Source organism: Pseudomonas sp. TWR1-1-4, from assembly GCF_049897165.1.
In the GTDB taxonomy this organism is placed as follows: Bacteria; Pseudomonadota; Gammaproteobacteria; order Pseudomonadales; family Pseudomonadaceae; genus Aquipseudomonas; species Aquipseudomonas canadensis.
This window is the reverse complement of record NZ_JAFCVS010000002.1, coordinates 656,904-674,791: the sequence shown is the minus strand read 5'-3', so window position 1 is coordinate 674,791 and position 17,888 is coordinate 656,904. Positions and strand designations below refer to the sequence as shown.

Annotated in this window: 9 protein-coding genes; all 9 read right to left on the bottom strand. The window is 59.2% G+C overall.

What is annotated here, in order from left to right:
- Window positions 1-69: 69 nt before the first annotated feature.
- Window positions 70-2,673, bottom strand: coding sequence for an autotransporter outer membrane beta-barrel domain-containing protein (locus ACP7C6_RS07810; protein WP_426108572.1), 2,604 nt, complete (start codon window positions 2,671-2,673; stop codon window positions 70-72).
- A 143-nt stretch (window positions 2,674-2,816) separates the two neighbouring features.
- On the bottom strand, window positions 2,817-3,755 hold the full coding sequence (locus ACP7C6_RS07805; RefSeq protein WP_426108571.1) for a carbohydrate kinase family protein: 939 nt from the start codon (window positions 3,753-3,755) through the stop codon (window positions 2,817-2,819).
- Between the two features lie 12 nt (window positions 3,756-3,767).
- Entirely contained in the window at window positions 3,768-5,249 is a 1,482-nt protein-coding gene (gene xylB, locus ACP7C6_RS07800) for a xylulokinase (RefSeq protein ID WP_426108570.1), read from the bottom strand.
- Between the two features lie 141 nt (window positions 5,250-5,390).
- The gene (locus tag ACP7C6_RS07795; RefSeq protein WP_028615938.1) at window positions 5,391-6,872 is read right to left on the bottom strand and encodes a mannitol dehydrogenase family protein; all 1,482 of its coding nucleotides are present in this window, start codon (window positions 6,870-6,872) and stop codon (window positions 5,391-5,393) included.
- An 18-nt stretch (window positions 6,873-6,890) separates the two neighbouring features.
- Window positions 6,891-7,994 (bottom strand): ABC transporter ATP-binding protein, encoded by a 1,104-nt coding sequence (locus ACP7C6_RS07790; RefSeq protein ID WP_311892139.1) that lies wholly within the window; start codon window positions 7,992-7,994, stop codon window positions 6,891-6,893.
- Window positions 7,995-8,016: 22 nt separating this feature from the next.
- The gene (locus ACP7C6_RS07785; protein WP_003173672.1) at window positions 8,017-8,847 is read right to left on the bottom strand and encodes a carbohydrate ABC transporter permease; all 831 of its coding nucleotides are present in this window, start codon (window positions 8,845-8,847) and stop codon (window positions 8,017-8,019) included.
- 10 nt (window positions 8,848-8,857) lie between these two features.
- Complete coding sequence (locus ACP7C6_RS07780; protein WP_032864136.1) at window positions 8,858-9,748, bottom strand: carbohydrate ABC transporter permease; 891 nt, start codon at window positions 9,746-9,748, stop codon at window positions 8,858-8,860.
- 135 nt (window positions 9,749-9,883) lie between these two features.
- Window positions 9,884-11,167 carry an ABC transporter substrate-binding protein gene (locus ACP7C6_RS07775; RefSeq protein WP_426108610.1) on the bottom strand — a complete coding sequence of 428 codons (1,284 nt, stop codon included), beginning with the start codon at window positions 11,165-11,167 and terminating at the stop codon, window positions 9,884-9,886.
- A gap of 288 nt (window positions 11,168-11,455) precedes the next feature.
- Window positions 11,456-17,857 carry a hypothetical protein gene (locus tag ACP7C6_RS07770; protein ID WP_426108569.1) on the bottom strand — a complete coding sequence of 2,134 codons (6,402 nt, stop codon included), beginning with the start codon at window positions 17,855-17,857 and terminating at the stop codon, window positions 11,456-11,458.
- Between the last annotated feature and the right edge of the window lie 31 nt (window positions 17,858-17,888).

Genomic DNA, 17,888 nt, shown 5'->3' with positions numbered 1-17,888 from the left:
ACAGCTTCACTCTCGACTCGCGGGATTAACCATCGATTAATGTTTGCCTGGCTGACAAAACCTTCATCTTTACCAACTCATCCGCACCCCGGCATTACCGCTGACACCCTCCATCGCGTTGCCGTCCAGGTTGGTGTTGTAGTCTGCGGCCAGGTAGACGCTCACCGAAGGCGACAGCCGAGCAACCGCGCCCACACCCACATCCGCCGTGGATGACTTGTGATCGCTCTTGATGCGGTCCACATCATCGTAGGTCACCGTGTCGCTGCCACCGAAGGTGCGCCAGGCATTGGCCCGAAGATAAGGTTCGACAGGCGTGTTATTCACCAGGTAGCGGCCCTTGAGGCGGGCGCCGAGGCGGCCGGTCCAGTAATCCTGGGAGTCGAATGACACCCTGGAAATACCGTCGTTCTGGCTGTCCAGGTCGATCGTCTGGCGGATTACCTGGACCTGCGGTTCCACGACCCAATGCTCGGATACGGCAATCGGGTAGCCGGCTTCGGCGGACAGCGCCAGGGCATGGCCCTTGGTGTCCATCTTTATGCCCCGCTCGGACTTGTTGTCGCCCTTCAGGCGCGTGCCCATCGCAACCAGATCCACATACCCGCCGGTCGGATCGGTGAGCGTCCAGTAGGCACCGAAGTTATCGCCATCGAGTTTGACCCGCCCGGAGCGATTGTTCTGCCAGCCCATCGAGAATCCTTTCACGTCCCCGCTCAGGCGACTCTGGCCGATAAACAGCCCGAAGCGCTGGATCTGCCCGCCGCTGGTTTCGGATGCATACAGGTCATGACCGACCTGATAGCCCTTGACCGAGCCGTCGAAGCTTGGCGCCACGGTGCCCGACCAGTGCTTGTTGAAGTCGCTGCCATAGGCACGCCCCCAGCCAGCCGGTACCGCGCCGCTTTCGGTCAGCAGGCTTTGCTCGCCTTGGCGATCATGAAAGGTGCCCAGCGCTTGCAGGGTCATCAACTGTGCGGCGGGCACCACCACCGAATACACCGGCACTTCCAAGCGGTACAGCGGGATGGGCTCGGCACCGGCAATGGCGGTCGGCAGCGCCGGGTTGCTCGCGGCGGATTCCGGCGAGTTGCCTGCTGCAACCTGGCTGGGCGGCGGGGCGGGGGGCTCGACCGGCGCGACGGGTTGCGAGGTCGGCGGTTCCACCGGCGGCTCGTCGGAGTCGACCACCGGCGGTGTCGCTGGAATCGGCGGTACGGGCACCACCACCGGTGGTGTCGGTGGCACGGGTGGCACCGCCGGCGGTTGCACGGCAACCACCGACGAGCGCAGGTACCAGTTGTTTTCGGTGCCGTACACCACGCCGCCCTTGAACAACAAATATTGATAGGGCCCGGCCGAGACCGAGCCCTTCAACGAGAAAGCATCGGTACTGCTCACCGCGCCGTTGAGCGCCTGCACCACCTCGATCCCGTTATTGCGGGTAAGGCCCCCGACGCCGCCGAGGTTGCTCACCGCCAATTCGGTATGACCGCTCAGCGTGCCACCGGATACCACCAGCTTGTCCGTCGCGGAGTTTTCATCGCCCAGCACGGTTTGCAGCCACAGCTTGCCGTTATTGCCCACGTAATTGCCATGCACCGTCAGTGCATCGTTGGCGGTGGCGCTGCCGGTGGTCATGTCGATCTTGCCGGCGTTGCTCAGCGTCGCCAGCTGGCCGGCGAGATAGGGCCGCACGCTGCCTTGGGTCACGGCCAGCGTACTGCTGCCGTCAATGTTGAAGGTGCCGGTATTGCTCGCGCTGTCACCCAGGAAAAAATCTCCCGCCAGGTCGAAGTGCGAACTGTTGTTGAGATTGACCGTTTCCCAGCCGATGTAGCGGGCCGCCGTGCTGGACGTCGTGCTGTCGAAGGTCAGTTGATCGTTGCCCAGGCCGCCGTCGATGGAGGGCGTGGCAGCCAGCAGGCTTTCGCTGAGGCCGCGCAGCAGCGCGGTGTCGTTGCCATCGCCCATCAGCACCGCCGATTTGATCTGGCCGGCATTGAGCCAGTTGAACGTGTCATTGCCGACGCTGGCACGGATCTCGCCATTGATCACGCCGCCGCTGACCGTGATGCTGTCGTCGCCGCCGCTGGTGCTGATATTGCCACCAATGCTGCCGCCCGAGATGTTGATCGTATCGATATCGAAACCGGTGACCAGGTTGCCCCGGATCATGCCGCCAGACATGTAATAGAAGTTCTTGTCGAGCTTCATGTCGACGCGGTCGATGATGCCACCGGTTTGCTCAGCCACGTCGCCGTCCTCGAACGCACCGACGATGGTGCCGCCCGTCATCCGGAAGGTGTCACGGCCGTCGCCCTGTGCCAGGGACTGGATTTGCCCGCCGGTCATGATGAAATCATCGCTGCCGGCGCCTTGCTGTAAAGCACCGGTGATCTGGCCGGAGTCGATCCGCACGGCGTCTGTCCCCGGACCGAAGATGACGCTGCCGTTGATGATGCCGCTGCTACCTTCAGGCAGGGTCAGGCGGTTATTGCCAAGGAGATCGGTCAGGCCGGCACTGGTGCCGCTGTCGCAAATAAATGTGTCGTTGCCCGGGCCGGGCGTGAGTGTGCAGGCAGCGTAGGATTGTGGTGGTGTGGTGTACTGCAGTGAGAGGAGGCCGACAGCTAAAACGGCGCGGGTTGAAAAACCGTTGCTCTTTTGCATGGGTCTGTCCTGCATGTGTTGTAATTACTGCTCCTGTTGTGGGTTTAGCACAGTTTTCCCACATGGCAATTTTTATATAAACGCGCGCAGGCCACGGAATACGTGGCCTGCGTGGTGGCACATTGGTCATGTTGCTGCCGGGTTCAGCTCACCTGGTGGCGGTAAGGCAGGTCCGGACCGGTCTTGGTGCAGGTCAACGCCGCAGCGCGGATTGCAAAACCCAGCATGGCGTCGATTTGCCCACGGGTGAGCTGTTGCAGGCCCTCTACCGAGTCACGCTGCTGCTCGGTCAACCAGGCAATCAACGCGGCCTGGAAGGTATCACCCGCCCCCACGGTATCGGCCATTACCACCTTGACTGCCGGCGCCGACCAGTGGCCATGCTGTCGGCTGAACACACTGGCGCCGTCGCCACCACGGGTGAGGAACACCAACTGGCAACGATGCTGCAGCCAGCCCTGCAGCACGCTTTCCGGCGACTGATCGGGGTAGAGCAAGTGCAGGTCTTCGTCGCTGACTTTGATCAGGTCGGCGTGTTTGACCAACTCGCCTACGCGGTCGCGCCACAGCTGGATATCCGGCTGCGGGTTGAGCCGCACGTTGGGGTCGAGGCTGATCAGGCGCTTGCCGCTTTCGCGCTTGACCAGGCTCAGCAAGGTGTCGCCGATCGGTTGCACCACCAGCGAGAACGAGCCGATATGCAGGCCACGGATGTCATCACCCAGCTCGGGCAGATGGCTGACGTCCAGCAGTCGGTCGGCGCAGCCTTCGCCACGGAAGTTGTACTGCGGTGAGCCATTGGCGCCCACGGCGACCATCGACAAGGTGGTCGGCGCGGCGAATTCCACCAGGAACCGCTCGCTGACGCCCTCATCCTTGAGCACCTGCAATAAGCGGCGGCCAAGGAAGTCGGTGGACAAGCCGCCGAACAAACCCGCCTCGATACCCAGGCGGCGCAAGCCTACCGCGACATTGAACGGCGAACCGCCGGCAATCGCCTTGTAATTGACTTTGGAAGCCTGCCCGCTGGCGTCTTCCCCGCTGAAAAAATCAAACAGCGCTTCACCACACACCAGATACATAGTCGTTCGCTCTTAAAGGGTTGCCACAAGCTGCTGGTAGCGCTCGTAGGCTTGTTGATACGCACTGACACTGGCCGCTACCGGCAGAGTACGGCTGGCCGGGTCGACGCTCACACATTTGTCGCACAGGCTGGCCAGTGACTCGCCGGACTGGCTCCACGCCGCCTGGATCGCCGCGCCCAGGGCGGCGGCTTCACTTTGTTCGGTGCAGACCACTTCGGTGTTCATGATATCGGCGACCATCTGCCGCCAGACCGGGCTTTTCGAACCGCCGCCGATCAAGCGGATGCTCTGGCTTTGCAGGCCGGTCTGGCGCAGCAGGTCCAGGCCGTAGCGCAGGCCGAAGGTGGTGCCTTCGACCACCGCGCGGCACAGGTTGGCGCGGGTCAGGTTGGTCATGGTCAAGCCGTGCAGGCTGCCGGTGGCGTGGGGCAGGGCGGGCACGCGTTCGCCGTTGAGAAACGGCAGCATGCTCACGCCGTCGGCGCCGATGGGCGCTTGCTCGACCAGGGCGTTGAACGCGGTCAGGTCCAGGTCGAACAGCTCGCGGATCACCCCAGTGGCGTTGGTCAGGTTCATGGTGCAGATCAACGGCAGCCAGCCGCCGCTGGATGAACAGAAGGTGGCCACCGAGGCTTGCGGGCTGACGCTGGGTTGGTCGGCAAAGGCATACACGGTGCCCGACGAGCCGAGGCTCATGGTGATCACGCCAGGGGCAATGTTGCCAGTGCCGATGGCGCCCATCATGTTGTCGCCACCGCCGCTGGAGACGATGGCGTTGGGGTTGATGCCCAGGCGTTCGGCAATCGCCGGAAGAATCGTGCCGACGCTTTGATCGGCCTCGATCAGTTGCGGCAAGGCGTTTTCAAGGCGTCCGCTCGGGTCGATGTGCTTGAGCAGCGCCACATCCCATTCGCGGGTGCGCACGTTGAAGTAGCCGGTGCCCGACGCATCACCATACTCGGCGACGGCGCGGCCGGTGAGCCAGTAATTGAGGTAGTCATGGGGCAGCAGGATATGCGCGATGCGCGCAAAGATGTCCGGGTGCTGCTCGCGGGTCCACAACAGCTTGGACACGGTGTAGCCCGGTGCAATCGCCACGCCGAGACGTTCCAGGGAACCGCGTTCACCACCCATGTGCTGCAAGAGTCGGTCGTTTTCCGGCGCGGTCTCGGTGTCGCACCAGAGTTTCGCCGGGCGCAGTACCTGGCCTTGGTTATCCAGCAGCACCAAACCATGTTGCTGGCCGGAAACGCCGATGCCGAGGATATCCTGGCCGTCCACGCCTGCCTGTTGCAGGGCGCGATGGGTGGCTTCGGTAAAGGCGTCCAGCCATTCCTGGGTGTGCTGCTCGCGACGGCCATTGGCGCCGCTGATCAGGGTGTGGGCCGCCGCGCCGAGGCCCAGTACCTTGCCGCTGGAGGCGTCGAGAACGATGGCCTTGGTACCTTGGGTGCCGCAGTCGATGCCGAGAAACAGGTTTTGCTGGGTCATGATGGGGTGCTCAGCAGTCTTATTTTTTGGAGTGTTAACCCGATCAAAAAGTGGGAGCGGGCTTGCTCGCGAATGCGGTGTTTCAGTCGATACATTTGTCTCTGACAGACCGCATTCGCGAGCAAGCCCGCTCCCAAAGTGTTAATTCGGTTTCTTCAGGAGGTTTTGCAGGGTTGCGGTGACTCCATTGTCACGCAGGCTTGCATAGCACCGCTCGAACGCTGCCACAAACTCAGGCGAATTGGGAATAGCCTTGCCAAAAATCTCTTCCACCCCCAGCAGCCGTTTGCTGATCAACGCCTCATCACTCACCAGCCCCTGGCAAAACTCCGCACGCGGGTCGGGAATCTTGTAGTTCACGCCATTCTCGTCCACACCCTTGAGGTACAGCGCCCACGCCGCTACTACCAGCGCCGCACGCTCAGTCTCGCGGCCATCGGCAATCAGGCGATTGATGGTCGGTACGGTGAATTTGGGAAACTTCGATGAGCCATCCGAGCACACGCGCTCCAGTTGGTCGGCGATCGCCTGGTTGGAGAAGCGATCCACCAGCGTCTGCTTGTAGTCCGTCAGGTCGATGCCCGGCACTGGCGCCAGGTTTGGCGTGACGTCCAAGTCCATGTAGGCGCGCATGTAGGCGACAAACACCGGGTCGTTCATGGTCTCGTGCACAAACCGATAACCCTTGAGAAACCCCAGGTAGGTCAGTGCCAGGTGGCTGCCGTTGAGCAGGCCGATCTTCATTTCTTCATACGGCGTGACGTCATCGGTGAACTGCACGCCGACCGTTTCCCAGGCCGGGCGACCGTTGACGAACTTGTCCTCCAGCACCCATTGCACAAAAGGTTCGCACACCACCGGCCAGGCATCGTCAATGCCGTGGTCATCATGCAATTGCAGGCGGTGCGCGGTGCTGGTCATCGGTGTGATGCGGTCGACCATGGCGTTCGGAAAGCTCACGTTGGCCTTGATCCAGTCGTGCAGCTCGGCATTGTGCAAGGCAGCGAAGGCCAGCAGTGCCTTGCGCGTCACGGCGCCGTTATGTGGCAGGTTATCGCAGGACATTACGGTAAACGCCGGTGTGCCCGCAGCGCGACGCTGGGTCAGGGCGGCGCAGATGAAGCCGAACACGGTCTTTGGCGCACGCGGGTGCGCCAGATCATGCTGGATCTGCGGCAGGTGAGCCATGAATTCACCGTTGCTGTCGTCGATGCAGTAGCCGCCTTCGGTGATGGTCAACGAGACGATACGGATCGCCGGGTCAGCCAGCTTGTCGATCAGCGCCTGGGCGCCGTCTTCGGCGAGCAACATGTCACTGATCGAGCCGATCACACGCACTTCGGTGTCGTCGGTATCGCCCAGCTCATACAAGGTGAACAAGTAGTCCTGGCCGGCCAGGTCGTCGCGGGCCTTGCGGTCTTCGGCACGCAGGCCGACGCCGCAGATGCTCCAGTCCAGGCCGATGCCGGTGTTCATCAGCGCGTCGGTGTAATACGCCTGATGCGCGCGATGGAAACCGCCGACGCCAATATGGGCGATGCCCTGCGTGGTACTGGCAATCGCGTAGGCCGGCAGTTTCACATGCGGCGCTAACTGGGTGAGGTTCTGTTTATTCAGTTTCATCAGCAAAGTCTCGCGAATTCAGGCGGCGGCGCGCAGTGGGCGGGCCACGGCTACACCGTCGGTGTCGAACAGGTGGCAGTGCGCCGGGTCCAGGTGCAGGTGCAGCGTCTCGCCGTACTGGCTGGCCATGTCGCCGCGAATCCGCATGGTCAGGGGCTCGCCGTTGGCGGTGATGACGTGGCAGAAAGTGTCGCTGCCCAGGCGCTCGCCGACGTCGGCGGTGACGGTCAGGGTGGCTTGGCCCGGGGAAGCAATTTCCAGATGTTCCGGACGAATGCCCAGGGTCACTGCACTGCCCACGCTCAAGGTGGCGCCACTCAGCGGCAGGTTGATCAACGTGCCAGCGTCCAACTGCACTTCGCAGCCTTGGCTTTCAACACGGGTGACCTTGCCTTTGAGGAAACCCATCTTCGGCGTGCCGAGGAAACCCGCCACAAACAGGTTGGCCGGTTGGTGGTACAACTCCAGCGGCGAGCCGACTTGCTCGATACGACCACTGTTCAGCACCACGACCTTGTCGGCCAGGGTCATGGCTTCAACCTGGTCGTGGGTTACGTAGATCATGGTCGCTTGCAGCTCTTTATGCAGGCGCGCCAGTTCCAGGCGCATCTGCACGCGCAGGGCGGCGTCGAGGTTGGACAGCGGTTCGTCGAACAGGAAGATCTTCGGGTTACGCACAATCGCGCGGCCGATGGCCACACGCTGACGCTGGCCGCCGGACAGCTGCTTGGGCTTGCGCTCCAGCAGCGGGCCCAGCTCCAGGATGCGCGCCGCTTCGCTGACCTTGCTCTCCACCAGCTTCTTGTCGACACCGGCCAGGTCCAGGGCAAACGACATGTTCTTGCGCACACTCATGTGCGGGTACAGCGCGTAGGTCTGGAACACCATCGCCAGGTCACGCTTGGCCGGGGTCACTTCGGTGATATCGCGGCCGTCCAGTTCGATGGTGCCTTCGCTGACTTCTTCCAGGCCGGCGATCAGGCGCAGCAGGGTGGACTTACCGCAGCCCGACGGGCCGACGAAGACCACGAATTCCTTGTCGTTCACTTCAAGGTCGATGCCCTTGATGATGGAAAAGCCTTCGAAGCCTTTTTGCAGATTCTTGATTTTCAGGTTGGCCATGATGAGCCTCCGCTAGGAATTATTATTTAACGGCGCCAAAGGACAAACCGCGCACCAGCTGTTTCTGACTGATCCAGCCAAAGATCAGGATCGGCGCGCAGGCCAAGGTCGACACGGCGGACAATTTGGCCCAGAACAAGCCTTCGGGGCTGGAGTAGGAGGCGATCAACGCGGTCAGCGGCGCAGCGGCGGAAGAGGTCAGATTCAGCGACCAGAACGCCTCGTTCCAGCACAGGATCAGCGACAGCAACACGGTAGACGCCAGGCCGCCCTTGGCAATCGGCAACAGTACGCGGACCATCTCTTGCCACAGGGTCGCGCCATCCAGGCGCGCGGCTTCGAGGATGTCCTTGGGGATGTCCTTGAAGTAGGTGTAAACCATCCACACCACAATCGGCAGGTTGATCAGGGTGTAGATGATGATCAGCGCAATACGCGTATCCAGCAGGCCAAAGCTCTTGGCCAACAGGTAGATCGGCATCAGTACGCCCACCGGCGGCAGCATCTTGGTGGACAGCATCCACAGCAGCGTGCCTTTGGTGCGCTGGGTTTCGTAGAACGCCATGGAGTAGGCCGCTGGCACCGAGATCAGTAGGCAAAGCGCCGTTGCGCTGAAGGAAATCAGTACCGAGTTCCACGCGTAGCTGAAGTAATTGCTGCGCTCGTTGATGTGCAGGTAATTCTCCAGCGTCGGCGTGAAGATGAACTGCGGCGGCGTGGCGAACGCGTCGATTTCGGTCTTGAAGCTGGTCAGCACCATCCAGAAGATCGGGAAGAAGATCAGGATCGCGATGGCCCAGGCCAATGTGCCGAGCAACAGGCTTTGCAGGCGGCGGGATTGTTGAAGCGTCATGGCGCGGCCCTCAAGGCTTGTCAGTCAGGTTTTTGCCGATCATCCGCACCAGGATGATCGCCGCGATATTGGCGATGACCACGGCAATCAAGCCGCCGGCCGACGCCATGCCCACGTCGAACTGCACCAGCGCCTGGTTGTAGATCAGGTAGGCGAGGTTGGTCGAGGCGTAGCCGGGGCCACCGTTGGTGGTGGTGAAGATTTCAGCGAACACCGAGAGCAGGAAGATCGTCTCGATCATCACCACCACGGCAATCGGGCGGGCCAGGTGGGGCAGGGTCAGGTGCCAGAAAATCGCGATGGCGCCGGCACCGTCCAGGCGCGCGGCTTCCTTTTGTTCCTGGTCGAGGGACTGCATGGCGGTCATCAGCAGCAGAATCGCGAAGGGCAGCCACTGCCACGACACAATGATGATGATCGACAGCAACGGGTAGTGCGCCAGCCAGTCCACGGGTTCTGCGCCGAAGAATTTCCACACGGCGGCGAGAATCCCCGAGACCGGGTGGAAAATCAGGTTCTTCCAGATCAGCGCGCCCACGGTGGGCATGATGAAGAACGGCGAAATCAGCAACACTCGCACCAAGCCACGGCCGAAGAACTCACTGGCCTCCAGCAGGGCGCTGATCAGCACACCGAACACCACGCTGATCAGCAACACGCTGCCCACCAGCAACAAGGTATTGGTGGCGCCGGGCAGGAAGCCCGAATCGGTGATGAAGTAGGTGAAGTTCTCCAACCCCACGAATTGGTTTTCGCCGGGGTAGAGCAGGTTGTAGCGGATCAGCGAAAAGTACAGGGTCATGCCCAGCGGCACGATCATCCACAGCAGCAGCAAGGCCACCGAGGGGCTGACAAGGAACCAGCCGGGGTTGGCCAGGCGGTTTTTGGCGGGTGTATTCATGGTAATCAAGACCGATTAGAGGCAGGTGCGCAAAACCCCTATAGGAGCGAGCTTGCTCGCGAAGGCATTCCAGGCCCAGTGCGGCTTCGGATGTACCTTTTTCGCGAGCAAGCTCGCTCCTACAGGTCAGGGAGGTTACTTGGGATAACCGGCCCGCTTCATTTCACGCTCGGTGGTGGTCTGCGCGGCGGTCAATGCAGCATCCACTGTCTGCTGACCCGTCAGCGCGCCCGAGAAGAACTTGCCGACCTGCGTCCCGATCGCCTGGAACTCAGGAATGGTCACCAACTGGATACCGATATACGGCACCGGCTTGAGCGTCGGTTGGGTCGGGTCTGCGACTTTCAGCGATTCGAGGGTCACCTTGGCAAACGGCGCGGCCTTCATGTACTCGTCGCTGTAGGTTGATTTGCGCGTGCCTGGCGGCACGTTGGCAACACCGTCGGTCTTGGCGACCAAGGCGCCGTATTCTTTAGAGGTCGCCCAGCTGGTGAACACCTTGGCGGCGTCCTTGGCCTTGGAGCTGGTAGGGATCGCCAGGCTCCAGGAGTACAGCCACGAAGTGCCTTTGTCGGTCTTCTCGTGCGGGGCAAAGGTAAAGCCGACATGCTCAGCCACTTTGCTTTGGGTCTTGTCGGTGACGAATGAGCCCGCCACGCTGGCGTCGACCCAGATCGCGCACTTACCGCTGTTGAACAGCGCCAGGTTTTCGTTGAAACCGTTGCTGGAAGCACCCGGCGGGCCGGATTTCTTCATGTTGTCGACGTAGAAGTTCAGCGCGTCTTTCCATTCTGGACCGTTGAATTCCGGCTGCCACTTCTCATCGAACCAGCGCGCACCGTAGCCGTTGGCCAGGGTGGTGATCAGCGCCATGTTCTCGCCCCAACCGGCTTTGCCGCGCAGGCACAGGCCGTACTGCTCTTTGGCCTTGTCGGTGAGTTTGCTGGCGAATTCGCCGATCTGGGTCCAGGTCGGGTGTTCGGGCATGGTCAGCCCGGCGTCCTTGAACAGGTCGGTGCGGTAATAGGTGATCGAGCTTTCGGCGTAGAAGGGCAGGGCGTACAGCGAGCCCTTGACGGACAAACCGTCACGCACCGAAGGGAATACATCATCGAGGTCGTAGGACGCCGGCAGGTCCTTCATCGGTTCCAGCCAACCTTTGGCACCCCACAGTGCAGCTTCGTACATGCCGATGGTCAACACGTCGAACTGCCCGCCCTGTGTGGCAATGTCGGTGGTGAGGCGTTGGCGCAGCACGTTTTCTTCGAGCACCACCCAGTTCAGCTTGATCTCCGGATGCTCGGTCTCGAAGGTTTTCGAGAGCTTCTGCATACGGATCATGTCGCTGTTGTTGACGGTGGCAATGGTCAGGGTCTGCGCGCCAAGGCTGACGGCGCTGAGGGTCATGCAGGTCATCATGCAGGTAGAGACAAGCAGGGCTTTTGCTGTGAACTTCATCGCGCACTCCATTTCCGCGCCCACGGGGCTACAGAAGGACAGTTATTGTTGTTGTGTCTTCCCACAGGGAGTCAGGAAGAGTGTGCGTTGATTACAGCCTTCTAATTGCGCTGTGACAAATCCTTGGGAACACTGGGACTGATACTTTTTTGCACTGTCTTTGGGGGTGGCTGAAACTTTCACTGCCCGGCCTGGGCGAAAATCGCTGCACTGCAACTGCGTGCGCTTTTCGCCCGGCGCAGCACGGGCTTAGGGGTTGATATAACCGTGAGGATACGGCGTCTTCGGTTTCGTGATAAGGGCACCCATCCAGTCTTTGTCCAGTGGGCTTATGGTCTTGTTGCCGTCCACTATTTTTATGCCATCACGCTCCCATTGCGTCATGACCGCTTTCAATTTTTGCGTGTACTCACGAGCGGGGCTGGCAATGCCTGCCCACGGGTCGACAACCCAGGCATCTGTCCACTCAGGTTCCGAGAAGTCGACCGTTGCTGCAGGTAGCCCGGAGGGGCCGCCCACCACAGTGAATGCGTGAGCATCTGAGGCTGCCCATTCGTAGGCATTGCCACCACTCTTTTTGATGATGTCCCTCGAAAGCAGGGCCATTTCTCCGCAATTGCCGGCGCCGGCTTTCAAAATCATGTCAGAGCGATTCCGCGCACTGCTGGGAATGCTTCGACGCAACCATTCGACGGTCTGGCTGGCTGCGTCTGCTCGTGCAATATCCGATGCTGAGCGTATCCGGTTGCCTGGGCCTAGCCCGGTGGCCGTCATGGAACGGGTTACCGTGTCTTTTACCTGCTGCGCCAGGAGTGTGTTTTGCTGCTCGGCTGTTAACGTCGAGAAGTTCGCAGGCGTTGTCAGAGCGGTTACTTGATTTGGCTTCAGGGCGATATTCGCCTTGCCAATCGCTTCGCTACGTTGCAACTGATAGAGCACCTCGCGCTGCTGCTCCTTCGTCATGTTTTTAACGAAAGCACCTAACTCATCGACATCTTTTTTCTGGTAACCCGAACGTTTCAACTCTGCCAGCGCCGAGTCCAGTTTGGGCAGGGCGATGAATTCGGCATCCAGTGGTGTTCTGGACACGCCTTGGCGGGTGCTGAATTTATTCCGATAGCCATTTACGAGTGATAGGTCGTTGGGTGTGGTTTTAAAGAATGTGAGTTCACCGGATGCCGTGGTATTCAGTTTCGCGTAATAAAACTGCGCGGTGTCCGCCTCGATCACCAGGTACTTTTCGGTGTCACCGAGCGTTCGACCGTTAACGATGACCGCGCGAACTTCGCGCTTGTCGTCACTGATATCGCTGATGCTGTTGAGCTTGATAACACGCGTTTCCTGGTTCAGTGCTTCGTTGGTTTGCCCAACGTAAAGGCCAAACTGTGGATCATGTTTGATGCTGCCGGTTATCAGCGATTTGTAGGTGATGGGCTTGTTGTCCAGCGTCGGGTGAAGTTGAGGCCCTGTTTCGCTTTCAATCACTTGGTAGCGGCGTCGTTCGAAGACGACAAATTGATCCTTTCTGAAAAGCTTCGACGGTGAGGGGAACAAGCGCACGTGCTCAAGTGCTTGTAGCTCCTGAGTCAATTCGTTGGGAGTGTTCCCAATGATTTTGGAGAAGCACGTGTCATTGGCACCGCGTTTGGCTCTGCCGCCAACAGACGGTGCCTCACAGATCGCTTCGACCTTATCCAAGGGCTTAAAGTGGTCGGCCGACTCCAAGTCGGTGAGCACATTGGGATTTCGGGCATCGTAACGGTAGACCTTGCCCTCATTGACCAGGTCGAAGCCATTGGCGCGAGGCAGGGTATATGCATCGGCGGCCAGGGGCTTTTCAGTTACCAGGGCTTGAGTGCCGCTTGAGAAAGTCTCTTGGCGCACGGGGGCTGATGTATCCGAGATAAAACCCTCCAGGGCGGGGCCATAAGCCGCCTGTGTCTTGGCGTCGTAGGCGTACCATTTACCGTCCTGGAATACTGTGGTGACCTTGACTTGGATCCGGGTGTCGGAACGTATGACTCTGCCGTCGGCCATGTCTGCCGTTTGCTCTGCAATGCGGCCATCCTGCATGCGGCTCAATGAGTTGATCGAATTCGAGGTGCTGGCGGCGGTTACATCCTTGAGTGCAATGCTTTCGGCTTCTTTTGCTCCGAACTTCTCGACAAACTTGCCAGAAACCTTGGCAGTGGCCCACGCAACACCTGTTTTTGCTAGCGTCCATATTTTCCCAGCGCCTTCAGTGGCCACGTAGAGCGCGATATCAATGAGTAGATCACCTGCCGCTTTGGCGTATTCACCGTGGTAAATATCTTCAAGGCTGCTGCCGCCTGGAAGGGCACGTAGAAGGCCTTTGAAGAAGTCGCTGGGTTCTACTCCCTGTTCAACTGCATTGTGCAACCCACGGTGGATAGCGATGAAGGTACTTTTGCGCAGGTAGGCCGTGTCAACCAGTACCTTGGCGAGGTCCTCCATCCTCTCGCCGTCGTAAACGGAGGACGTGTCACTTGCAGGGCGTTCAAGGAAGAGCCTTTCACGCAACTCAGGGCGTTTGTCTTCGTCAGCACGCTCGATGAGGATGAATTGCTCGCTTTCCCTCAATACAACATTGGAGGTGACACCCTGTTTGGGCTCTGTCCCGTTTTTGAGCGCGTCCATGTCGATGGCAAGGCTGACTTTTTTGTCTGGCGGCGTTGATGGATCAATGTCGGGAATTCTGACGATTTGCCCAGTTGCCGGATAGACCGCGAAATCCCTCCTCGCGCCTTCGTAGACGGAGGTTATGATGATGCCACTGGCGGCACCTTCCACTTGCAGAAGTTCCACCGCTCCAAAGTTAAGGCTATTGCGCTCTTCCTGCGGCAACTTGCTGAGCATATCTTTGAACAGGGAAATCGTACTGGCCCTGCGCTGGGTGAAGTCTGACTGGATGGCTTTGTCGAATTGCTCGTTGATATCCGGCAACTCATGTGCCTTTTCGCGCAGGTCTTCGAAGTTCAGACCTGGTTGGTGTGTACTCCAACTTTCACCCAGACGGCCAGCCTCATAGACCTCGACGATGCTTGCGTTAATGCCGGAAAAGAGCCCGCCCGCTACCTTTTCCCATAGGATCGGGCGCTCAAAATCGATGGCTGAGCCAAATTTCTCTTTCAGTGCCGCCAGGGCCATGGCCCTTCTGCTTGGTGGTTCGAAGGATCGCAGGTAACGCTTGGCTTGCGAGGTCTCCTTGATCTGTGTATTGAGTTTTTCCTGGCTGTCGTTCAGTTGTTCGAGGCTGTATTCGTCGTTGTCATTTTTCACAAGATGGTTATTGATGACTGCCCAATCAATCACCGGGTTCAGTTGGGCGATGGCCTGTAAGCGGTTTTCATCTGCTGAAATGGGCTTGATCTTATGAAAGTCCATGACCTGCTGGTAAGTCATGTTTGCGCTGGCACCAGCACCTAGCAGTTCGATTCGATTCACCGCCGTTGAAAAGCTGAGCCATTCCGTGGAGCCGAGCTTCAGCGTCGAGGGTAAGTCTTTTACCAACAGATGTGGCGCCGCGCCTGACATTAACAAGCGTGTGACTGCCGGGAGGAGGTTTGCCGGGATCTGCTTGGTTTTAGCCAAATTTTGGCTGAACCACTCATGCATCTTGTCGGCGCCGTAGCCCCATCTCCCAGGCCACATGAAGTCGAAACCTGCGACGATATTACGCTGGGTGCCGGCCGTTGGATCAAGCTCCAACACAAGGGCGGTCAATAGCCATTGCTTAAGGCTGGTTGGGGTGGCAGCACCCTTCATTGCGGTTTGCAGGTTCGCGGCGAGTTCTTGGGCGATGTCACTGGCGAGGAGCTGTTGCAGTGCTTGATCAGGGTCGCTGCTCAGGTGGGAAACGCCGGAACTCAAGAAGCTGAGAAGGGTGTCGTGGTTGCCAATAGCCGTTTTGACAAACCTACTCACGGCGTCGCGTTGCTCGGCACTCAACGGTAAGTCCGTGGACAAGAAGCCCCATTGGTTGCCTAAGGGAGGTGCCTGCGGGATCTCGGTTTGCAACGCCTGCAACAAGTTATCGACCTGTGCGGCCCACGTCGCGCCGTACCAGCCGTGGTCTGACAGAAACTTCTGGAGTGTCGTGGTGCCCTTGGGCTGGTGGCTGGAGTCCGGATCCACCGTAAAGCCTGTTGTGGCGTCGTTATCAACATTCCCGAATTTAAGCTGATGGATCAGCGCATACCTATCATTGCTGTCGCCTAACGCGGTTTTGCGCTGGTTCAGCCAGTTCACGATTTTTCGTGGGTTTTCAGGTGGCGTTGGAAACTCCAATGTTCGGCCCATCAGCTCCGTGTGTCGCGTGAACGCCTCGCTGCCGTAGTCGGTACTGATGGAATAGAAATTGGCCACCCACTCAAAGGATGCGCTGCTGTCGTTGGCCTGAGCCAGCGTGATCGGTTTTCCGTGTGCGGTGAATGCCTCGGCAGCGGTCAACACTGGCGTGAGCACGTCAAAATGCGCTTCCGGGTATTTTTTCGTGAAGTCAGTGGCGGTAAAACGCTGCTCAACACCACCGACCTTGCCGATCAGCGCGCGGTCCGTTGGGTCAAAGCGCAAGGAACTCAGGTCAATGCCCTGTTTCGCGGCCCACTCGGTAAAACCGCTGCTCTTCAGGGCTTTGTCCAAGTAAGCCCGCCATTGTCCGAACAGGCTGTTGGCCGGGATCGGTGCAATCTTTTTTGATGCAGGAGGGGTCGGGTCGCTCTTGATCTCAAGCATCACGCGATGCGTAGTGCCGACCAGTTCGGCTTCGGCACGGGCCAAGGTGTCTTCTGGCGTGTCGGGGCCTGGTGCCGCGTTTACGGGCGGTGCGGGGTTGGTCTGTGGCACGTTGGCCTTGGCCGCTGCCGCCAAGGTTTCAAGCGGCGTAAGGTGCAGTGGTGTTCCAGTGAGTTGCAATATGACGGCCTGCTGCGCCTCGCGTACGCTCTGCGAGCGGGCATCGTCAGTGGGTGTACCAACCAATGCCTTGAAGCCGTCGACTTGAGTGATTTTGGCACTTCTGCGCAGACTCGCTTCGCGCCCTCTTCGCGCCCAGCCAGGGTTAGGGAAGTCATTTCGAGGCAGTTCTTCTTCTGCGTAAAAATGGAGCACCTCTGAAACCTCTGCAGAGCGTGCGCTGGGGTAGTAGACGTAGTCGCCTGAGCCTGTCGCCATACGTTCTACCGCCGGTTGTACTTGCGGCCAGACGTCGGACCAACCGGATAGGTCGTTCAAAACGAAGGTGGTTTCGACGCCATTGACTTTGCCTATTAAGGTTCCGTCCTCCGAATTGATCCGGACGCTCGACACGTCAAGGTTTTGTTCCTTTGCGAACGCCGTAAAGGCAACGCCGTTCAGCGCATCCTTGAGGTTTTTACGTACGAGGTTGAAGGTCGAGTACTCGGGCAGTTCTTCAATCGTGATCCCGAAGAACTTGCCAATCGCTTGGCTGCTCAGGCGGGCCAGGGCCTGATCGGCGTCCTTGATTTTTTGTGCCGCCGACGCGGGCTCGAAATCTGCCAGTAGTCGGTTCAACCGGGAAGGTGGCAGGTTTGCAAGCTGTTGTTTGGCGTCCCTTTGGCGCTGCTGGACTGGGACGTATTGAGCCGCGTAGTAGCTGTCGGTATTACTTATCGAACTGAAGTTTCTCTCTCTCATCAGCCGATCAATCGCCATTAGCATGTCGTCACTGTTGAAGCGGCTGTTGCGCTCCAGATAAAAGCCTGCGATGTCCCCCGCTGGTGCGTGCCCTCGGTCGCGGAACGCGATGTCTCCGCGCATTTTGTTCGACGCGGTCAAAACGGCAGATGAAGCGTTCGTCCATTCGGGATCTTGAGTCAGAGAGAAACTGAAGGTTTGATTGTGTCTGCGCCCAGTCAGGTCTCCATTGGCCTTGATGACAAGACTTGAAATATCAATACCTTTGGTTTGGGCAAAGGTCTTGAAAGGCTCCGCGTCGAGTGCGTCAGCCAGTTCGTTCCAGGCAAGGCCGAACGTTGAGCTGGGCGGGATGGCAATTGGGGCTGCACTAGCGAGGCTGTATGGGGTCGCATTCACCCGAATGCGGATCAGATGATTGGCGAAGTTAATCGCCAGTTGGCTGTCGCTGTCTTCAATCAAGGCATTGGCGAACTGCTGGACCGCAGTGTCGCCTGCGTTTTGCGCAGGGGCGGCATTTCCCAGTTCTCGGCGCACTCGAGAAAAACCATGGGCTTTGTTAGGCATGGCGCGCGACGGGTTTTGGAGTATTTCGTCAATAAGCTGGGTGTAAGTTTTTTGCGGATTGAGCGCGCTTGGCTGGTTCAGGAGCCGCTCGACTTCATTGTGCAGCACTGCTTCGTCTGTGAGTGACTTACCGGTGCCCTGTACCAACTGACTGATCTGTTCGGCTAGACTTGGCTGCTCTTCTGTCACCGTGTAGCTGAGCAGATCAAGGAGCCGCTGCGGCGCGTGTTTGGGCATATTTTCGGCGTATTCGGGTTGCGAGCGCTCCATTTGCCCGTTTTGACGTGCCTGAAAAAGTCCGACGACTTTGGCGGCCGCCGGGTTTTCAGGTGCCGCCTGCAGGCTTTGTCTTGTAGGTTCCGTGGGCGTAACAGAGGTGGTTACGCGAGAGCGGTGAACTCTGGTCATTAGTCGAGCGCCTTATGCCTGCATGTGAAAA